Here is a 5,823-nt window from a genome sequence, read left to right on the forward strand (position 1 = left end):
AGCTGCGCGCCGCCCGCCGCTGCGCCTTCGAGCTTCGCGTCGAAGGCGGTCAAACCTTGCAGCAGGGCAAGCTGCCCCTGCTGCAGCTCGCTCGCGCCTCCGGCCAATCGGCCGCCTCCGGCTGCGAGCTGGTCCGCGCCCGCGGCTACCGCCTTGGCCGCGGCAACAAGCTGCTGCAGCGCCTCATCCGGCGCAGCAGCTTCAGCTCCGCTGACGGCTTCGCCGGCTGGCGCTTGCGCTGACGCTTTCGCGTAAGCCTCCAGCTGCGCCGCCAGCTTCGCAGCGCCGTCAGCCAGCTTCGCCTCGGCTTCCTGCGCCGACTTCGCTCCCGATGCCAGCTTCGCTCCGGCATCGCCCGCCTGCTTGGCGCCCGCGCTCAGCTTGCCGGACGCCTCGCTCAGCTGCTTCAGCCCGTCCGCAAGATTGGACGCGCCGGTCGACAGCGCGGACGCCCCGTCCGCGACCTTCGCCGTGCCGCCCGCGAGCTGCTTCACACCGCTCGTCAATCCGAGCGTTCCATCCGCCAGCTTCGCCAGGTTGCTCTGCAGCGTCGCCGCTCCATCCTTTGCCTTCGCAGCGCCGTCGTGCAGCTTGCTGGCGCCGTCACTCGCGTCTGCGAAGCCGTCCGCTACTTTGCCAAGCTCCTCGAACATCGTCTCAGCATAGGACTTCGTCACTTCCTTCGACAGCGATGCTTTCAGCTCTTGTACAGCAGCACTGCCGATCTTCGAAGCCGTGAAGCTTAGACTTTCGTTCGTCACATACACAAGACTCGACGGCCTCGGCTCGTCATCGAGCAGCGTCGTCGCCTGCTTCGAGAAATCGGCCGGAATTTCGAGCGCGAGATAATAACGCCCGTCCATCAGCCCCTTCTCCGCTTCGTCTCGGCTCACGTAAGCCCACTTGAACTTATCGTTGTCCTTCAAGTTGTTAATCAGCTCGTCACCGAGCGCCAGCTGCTTGCCGTCCAGCTGTGCCCCCTGGTCCTCGTTCACGACTGCGACCGGCAAATCGCCGGTTTTGCCGTACGGGTCCCAGAACGACCCGACCAGCATGCCGCTGTACATAATCGGAATGAACAAAATCCCGATCACCGACACTAGAACCTTCCGGTTGCGGACGATGCTGAGGAGCTCTTGTCCGAACAGTCTCACACCTTGCATCCTGATCCTCTCCTCTGCTTTTCACTATCTATTCAACAAATGACTAAATTGTTCATTTGGTCACTTTGTTTGATAAAAAAAGAGCGTCTCCGCCCTTCACTTCCTTAACTGCCGCTAGGCACGGCGCCTGCTCCGGTATCGGGTTCGCCCTGCATTCCAGCCGGACATATCCCGTATCGAAAGAGCGACGTGAACTGCTCCTCAACCTCTTCTCTTGTGAGCGGCTGATGCTGCGCGCTCCAGTCGATCGCAAGCGTGACATACATCCGGATCATCATAAAAGCGGTCAGCTTCGGATCCATCCGGCGAATATCGCCTTTGTCCTGCGCCTTCTGAACTTCCTTCTCGATGAACAAAAGGACCGCATTCTCCAGCTCCGTCAGCGCTTCCCGCACCGCCGGCGTTCCTAATTCGCGAAGCTCTTGGGTCAGCTTGATGACAAGCTCATGCGTCTCGCGGAACTGCAGCACGCCATGCAGAGCGTCGGTCAAGTTATCGAAGAAAGAGCGGGAATCGACGATCCGTTCCACGACGATAGCCTTCATCTCCTGCGTCAGTTGACGCATAATTTCGCCGAACAGTTCCTCCTTCGTTGCGAAGAACGTATAGATCGTTCCTTTGCCGACGCCAGCCAGCTTCGACACCACATCCATGGTGGTCGCCTTGTAGCCGAACATCGTAAGCGACTTTCTCGCTGCCTCAACGATGAGCGCTTTACGGTCTATCGTCTTTCGTTCCGTCATTCGAAATCCCGCTCCTTTCATTAATGAATGTACAAGTGCAACAGCTGTATCTGCTCCATGCAGCAACGACGGCAGATTTTATTTTCTGACCAAAATTCATTTTTAGTCATTTGGTCATTTTCATTCATCCACTATAGCATGAAAATAGGTGCTCATCAAGCCGCCGCAAAGCATCATTATAACGAAATTAACGCGATCTTTCTTCTTCTCCCTCGCTTATGCAGCTCATCGCTTCGCTTTTCTGCTGAACCCTACTGTTTTTGCAGAAGCAATCCGCAGCAGCTGCCATAAAAGCCTTTATAATGTGCAGACATTATACATCACGATAGGTAACTAGAGAAGTCATTCCTGCACATTGTGCAGCAAATCGGGTAGCGGTTTACCCGTTACAACCCATTCGACCATGCGCAGCAAGCATGCCATCAGCATCCCCTGCTCACTGCGCTATACCTGTGATATTCAGCGCATGATTTTTACAACTTATAATCCTGCTTCACAATCTCAAGCGTCGCAAGTCCTCGCTCTGCCCAGCGGCGCAGACGGTCGAGGCTTTCCGCTTCCTCCTCCAATGCACGTACAAGAGAATCCATGTACTCTGGGACGGCGCCCGTATAAGGCGACAGGTCCGAATAGACGGCCAGCGCCTTCTCATTATGGCTCAGCGCTTTGCGCTCATGGAATACCGGTACATCCGGATCGTAAGGATGATGGAGATTTCCTTGTTGCGGATGCTTGAGTACAGCAAGTACTTGTACGACCGCCCGCGCTCCGCCCGATTCAACTATTTTGCCTGCATATTCCCCTGTTTTATAAGTCATTCGTACCATTTGATCGACTTGCGGCATATTTTCATTCGAATATCGCATTTCTTTAGTCCTCCTTGATTTTCCCGTAATTATAACCATTTTACCTGTTACAAACCTAAAAATTAGATTAATTTATGACCCTGTATCCGTGCAACATCGAATTGTGATCTTGTGTTTATATGCAGATACAGCGTAATATGGTAGTAAGACAATCGCCGCGCGGTGCGCGGCTTCATTAATGATGCGGTTAGAAAAGTAGGTGCGTCCATTGCGTAAGAAAAGAGTGCTGCTGCTCTCCGAAGGGTTCGGCTCCGGACATACCCAAGCCGCCTACGCGCTCGCCGTCGGCATTCGGCTTTCGTCGTCGGACATTCAGACGCGCGTCATCGAACTGGGCAATTTTTTGAACCCGGTCGTCGGTCCCTTAATCGTCTCGGCATACCGTAAGACGGTCAGCAAGCAACCGAAGCTAGTCGGGCTCATGTATAGAAGCAATTATAATAAATCGCTTAACCGCTTTACCCAATTAGCGCTGCATCGTGTTTTCTATACCCATACATCACAAGTCATCGAACAGTTGAAACCGGATTTGATCATATGCACGCATCCTGTACCGAATGCCGTCGTCTCCCGCATCAAGCGGCTGAGCCAAGACGATGTGCAGCTTTGCACGGTCATTACCGATTATGATGCCCATGGATCGTGGATCAGTCAAGAGGTAAACCATTATCTCGTCTCCACCCCTCTCGTCAAGCATAAGCTGATGGAGCGCGGAGTCGAGGAAAGCCGAATCGAAGTAACCGGAATACCAGTCCATCCAAGCTTCTGGCAGACGAATGAGCGCAGCGAGGTGCTGAGCCATTTCGGGATGAAGGACATGCCTACCGTTCTCGTGATGGGAGGCGGCTGGGGTCTGATGGATGAAGAGGAGCTCTTCCATTACATGACAGAATGGCGCAATAAGGTTCAGATCATTATTTGCGCAGGCAGCAACGAGAAGATGAAAGAGAAGCTGCTTCAAGACGAACGCTTCGTTCACCCGAACATTCACGTTCTCGGGTTCACCCGCGAAGTGAACATGCTGATGGACGTTGCCGATCTCCTCGTGACGAAGCCAGGCGGAATGACCTGTACGGAAGGTCTGAGCAAAGGGCTGCCGATGCTCTTCTACAAGCCGATTCCCGGACAAGAGGAGGAGAATTGCGAATACTTCGTTCAGAACGGATTCGGTGAAATGCTTCATCAGTCCGAGACGATCGACCGCTGGTTCAACCGGATTCAAGACCGGGCTTCGTTCGCAGAGTTCCGCGAAGATCTGCTTAAGAAGCGCAACGAACAATATGATCCAAGGCAATGTACAGATGCCGTCCTGCGTTATATGCAGTGACGGCTTTTTTTATGGCCACGCCCCCCTGCCCGCAGGATTGTCCGCCGATACGAGGAATATTCCTATGGAATGACGGGTATAGTTAGCCCATAAGGCAGGAGGGATCGGTAGATGGATGGCAAAAGAAGCATGGATGGCAAAACGATCATTCTTCGTATCGAGATCGATACACGCAATGTCGGGTTCGGCGCGGCTGCGGCTGCAATCGAATCGGCAGGCGGCGATATGATCGCCATCGACGTTATTTCGACGAGCCGCGACCGTTCGGTACGCGACTTGACGGTGAAGGTATCGGAGACGTCCAGCATCGAACGAATCTCTGCAGCGCTGACGGCAATCCCCGGCATCCGGGTCGTCAACGTATCCGACCGGACGTTCCTGCTGCATCTCGGCGGCAAAATTACAATTCAACCGAAGACGCCGATCCAGAACCGCGACGACTTATCGCGTGTCTATACGCCCGAGGTGGCGCGTGTCTGCCAGGCGATTCATGAGGATCCGTCCAAAGCGTTTACGCTCACGATAAAACGCAATACGGTCGCCGTCGTATCCGACGGCAGCGCCGTGCTCGGACTCGGCAACATCGGACCTTATGCGGCTATGCCCGTTATGGAGGGCAAAGCGATGTTGTTCAAGCAGTTCGCCGACGTCGATGCGTTCCCGATCTGTCTCGATACGCAGGATACGGAGGAAATTATCGCATCGGTGAAAAGGATCGCGCCGGCGTTCGGGGGCATCAATCTCGAAGACATATCCGCACCGCGCTGCTTCGAGATCGAGAACCGGCTGCGCAGCGAACTCGACATTCCCGTCTTCCATGACGATCAGCACGGCACCGCGGTCGTCCTCTATGCGGGACTGCTCAACGCGTTGAAGCTGACAGGCCGCACGCTGGCCGAATCGCGCATCGTCGTATGCGGCATCGGAGCGGCAGGCACGGCATGTACGAAAATGCTGCTGGCCGGCGGAGCGCGCAATATTATTGGCGTCGACCGCCCCGGCATTTTGAACGCAGACCAGCAGTATGAGAACTCTGTGTGGCAGTGGTATGCGGAAAATACGAACCCCGGCCGGCTCTCCGGCGGGTTGACTGAGGCGCTGTCTGGCGCGGATGTTTTCATCGGGGTATCGGCTGGCGGCATCGTCTCGCGCGAGCATGTCGCCTCGATGAAGCCGGAACCGATCGTCTTCGCGATGGCCAATCCCGAGCCTGAGATCCGGCCGGAGAAAATCGAGGACATCGTCGGCGTCTTCGCGACCGGACGGTCCGATTACCCGAACCAAATCAACAACGTGCTGTGCTTTCCCGGCATCTTCCGCGGGGCGCTCGAATGCCGTGCTTCTCTCATCAACGAAGAGATGAAGCTTGCGGCAGCCGAGGCGATCGCCTCGGTTATCAGCAACGACGAGCTCAGCCGTATGTATATTATCCCGAGCGTCTTCAACAATCGCGTTGTCGAAGAAGTCCGCCGCCGCGTCATCGACGCTGCCCGCCGCTCCGGCGTCGCTCGGAGACAGTCCCGGGAGTAGCATGTAAAGAGCCCTAGGTGCATTTGTAAAATGCACCCAGGGCTCTTTACTTTGTTCCTCGCTTTCGCGCCCGGCAGGCCGAAATAGGTGCTTTTCGGCACCTATTTGCTCGCTTTCGCGCCCGGCGGGCCGAAATAGGTGCTCTTCGGCACCTATTTGCTCGCTTTCGCGCCCAGCGAGCCGAAATAGGTGCT

Annotated in this window: 5 protein-coding genes; 2 read left to right on the plus strand and 3 right to left on the minus strand. The window is 55.5% G+C overall.

Annotated elements, in window-relative coordinates; translation table 11 throughout:
* The 3 genes from PKO01S_RS28100 to kapB form a co-directional block, all read right to left on the minus strand.
* The coding region (locus PKO01S_RS28100) for a YhgE/Pip domain-containing protein (RefSeq protein WP_127534746.1) at positions 1-1,163 on the minus strand (1,163 nt) is incomplete at its 3' end.
* Positions 1,164-1,267: 104 nt separating this feature from the next.
* A complete protein-coding gene (locus tag PKO01S_RS28105; protein ID WP_127534747.1) occupies positions 1,268-1,906 on the minus strand; it encodes a TetR/AcrR family transcriptional regulator in 639 nt (212 codons plus the stop codon).
* Positions 1,907-2,379: 473 nt separating this feature from the next.
* A complete protein-coding gene (gene kapB, locus PKO01S_RS28110; RefSeq protein ID WP_127534748.1) occupies positions 2,380-2,772 on the minus strand; it encodes a sporulation phosphorelay system protein KapB in 393 nt (130 codons plus the stop codon).
* A gap of 208 nt (positions 2,773-2,980) precedes the next feature.
* Here kapB and PKO01S_RS28115 point away from each other — a divergent pair, with 208 nt between their 5' ends.
* Both PKO01S_RS28115 and PKO01S_RS28120 read left to right on the plus strand, forming a co-directional pair.
* Positions 2,981-4,099: an MGDG synthase family glycosyltransferase gene (locus tag PKO01S_RS28115; protein ID WP_127534749.1), complete on the plus strand. Its 1,119-nt coding sequence runs from the start codon at positions 2,981-2,983 to the stop codon at positions 4,097-4,099.
* A 111-nt stretch (positions 4,100-4,210) separates the two neighbouring features.
* Positions 4,211-5,629, plus strand: coding sequence for an NAD-dependent malic enzyme (locus tag PKO01S_RS28120; protein WP_127534750.1), 1,419 nt, complete (start codon positions 4,211-4,213; stop codon positions 5,627-5,629).
* Positions 5,630-5,823 lie beyond the last annotated feature (194 nt).

It is taken from the genome of Paenibacillus kobensis NBRC 15729 (assembly GCF_004000825.1).
GTDB lineage: Bacteria > Bacillota > Bacilli > Paenibacillales > Paenibacillaceae > Paenibacillus_T > Paenibacillus_T kobensis.